This window comes from Paraburkholderia guartelaensis (assembly GCF_004353905.1).
In the GTDB taxonomy this organism is placed as follows: domain Bacteria; phylum Pseudomonadota; class Gammaproteobacteria; order Burkholderiales; family Burkholderiaceae; genus Paraburkholderia; species Paraburkholderia guartelaensis.
The window spans coordinates 1-2082 of record NZ_SMOD01000135.1 but is presented as its reverse complement, the minus strand read 5'-3'; the positions used below and the strand labels follow the sequence as shown (position 1 = coordinate 2082).

General features: G+C 57.7%; 3 protein-coding genes. 2 read left to right on the top strand and 1 reads right to left on the bottom strand.

Annotation, left to right across the window (positions count from 1 at the left end; genetic code table 11):
• Positions 1–255: helix-turn-helix domain-containing protein (locus E1N52_RS43520; RefSeq protein ID WP_133190396.1), on the bottom strand; the 255-nt coding region annotated here is incomplete at its 3' end.
• Positions 256–297: 42 nt separating this feature from the next.
• Here E1N52_RS43520 and E1N52_RS43515 point away from each other — a divergent pair.
• A complete protein-coding gene (locus E1N52_RS43515) occupies positions 298–1605 on the top strand; it encodes a hypothetical protein (RefSeq protein ID WP_205965781.1) in 1308 nt (435 codons plus the stop codon).
• 269 nt (positions 1606–1874) lie between these two features.
• Positions 1875–2082: transposase (locus E1N52_RS43505; RefSeq protein WP_133189477.1), on the top strand; the 208-nt coding region annotated here is incomplete at its 3' end.

The following is a 2082-nucleotide window of genomic DNA, read 5'->3' as shown; positions in this document are numbered from 1 at the left end:
CACAGGAGCTCGTCCCGGATGGCGCGCGTACAGGCCTGCCAACCGCTCCGCCAAAAACCGACTCGACCAACGGGTAATGAAGCGCGAGTCACATCGCAGCCGCTGCATGATCGCCTCACGTGCTTCGCCTTCATCAAGCATCAAGATCAGCCGTGCACGCCGCGCGTCCGCTGCGCGCACCGTTTGGCTACGAGTTGCTGACAGCAATTGTTTGCGCTCAAGCGTGGTCAAATTCATCTTTTCCATGCGTTTCATTGAATACCAAATAAGGTGCTTTTTCAATGACGCAATGGACTAGTGCAGTTTAAGACGGTCGCGTGCAGAGACTATCGCGACATCGAACAGACCTCGCTCTGTGTGGGTAAGTCTGTGTACGCGTTCAATCGCGGCCTTGGGAAGATGAGCCTGTTGTCGATCATCTGCTCAGATGCTTTCGACTTTACCGGACACGTCGATCAGGCACACCTCAATTGCTTGCTTATTCACATTCAACTCAATCCCAAGCCGGCTCACTCCGACTACGCCGCATATCGCGCGCGGCTATGTGCCGTCGGCACGAACAATGATGTCGAGCTTCTTTGCCTGAACTGGGCTCAGAATATCAAGGAAGCGAAAGCCGGGGGAAAGTTTTCCGAGTGGAAAAACGTCGCCGGGTCAGCTTGGTATGCACCGCCAGCGAAGTTCGGAGCCGACGACGGGCTGATCGACGAGTTGCATCGTCAAGGACTTTATTACAACGTTCTGGCACAACGATGGCACTCCTTCTTCCTGAACTACGAAGGCCAAATCCTCCAGCTGCAGAAGCAGAAGCTGCTCTTCCCGGGCGAACAAGCTCTCGTTCCGAAGAACTTTGTCGCGGTCGAAGAGCGCTTTACCTGGAATTCGCACGCGAGCGCCTGGGAACGGGGCGCGGTTGCACACGATGGCTTCGCTCTTGCGTTGACAAGCTATCAGGCAATCGCTGAACCATTACAGCGCGCATCCCAAACCAGCCCACTCGCTGTGGAGCGAGCCATTGAGATCCTCGTTGGTCCACGCGGAAATCCGAGCAGTTGGTACGCAGTCAACGAACTTGACTCGTTTCAACTGGACCAGGATGAGGAATCGATTCGACGGGTAACGGTTCATCAGGAACTCGAACTAACCCGGCCAGGCGTTGCCTACCGCAGAAGAAGACTGCAGCGTGCTCAAGATGCGATCGGGCTAGCTCGGAGCGACGTGCCATGGCCAGCACCGGTGCGGGACCTTGCCGGTGGCTTCCGCCTCGCCTGGCGACGAGAGGTGCCGCACCACAACGTGGAGCCGGCTACCGGGGCGCGTGGGTCGGCTGCGCTGGTATATCTTGCGGACCAAGCAGACGACGCGGAGATTGATAGCGCACATAAAAAACTCACTCAGGCTATCGTCAATCACGCTGTGAATATCGCTATTAGAGAGGGCAAGTTCGGTGAAGAATTGGGGGACGCCATTGTGCGTGCGCAGGACCGACTGTGCGTTGTCTTTCGCAGGGGCAACGAGTATGGCGCACGCGGACCGCAAGGTATGAATCTCATTGACGTTCCCGCCGGCGCATCGCCGGTGGACTTCGCGGAAGACAGGTCATGATTAATGCCCAGCGCGTGGAAGCAATCCTCAGAGGCCGATATCCCGATCTCGAAGATTTGGGCCGCGGGGTTTTTCGTGGGGTCGATCGGTTCGGCACGCGCGAATATGCTATTCGCTATTTCGATTTGAATGATCGGCTAGCCGCAATGGTCCCGATGCTCAAGCGATACCAGGAGGAAGTTAGAGGTGGCCGCGCAAAATCGGACAGCGGGATAAGTGGAACGACCGGGGCCTGAGCCAGCGATAATGCAGGCAAAGGAACCGAGAAAATGACGAAACGAACCCGACGCACGCACTCAGCGGCGTTCAAAGCGAAAGTGGCCCTGGCGGCAGTCAAGGGCGAGCGCACGCTCGCCGAACTGGCGCAGCAGTTCGATGTGCATCCGAACCAGATCACGGAATGGAAGCGGCAGTTGCAGGAGCGCGCGGCCGACGTGTTCGGTGCGGCCGGCCCGGTGTCGAGCGAGCCACCGGTAG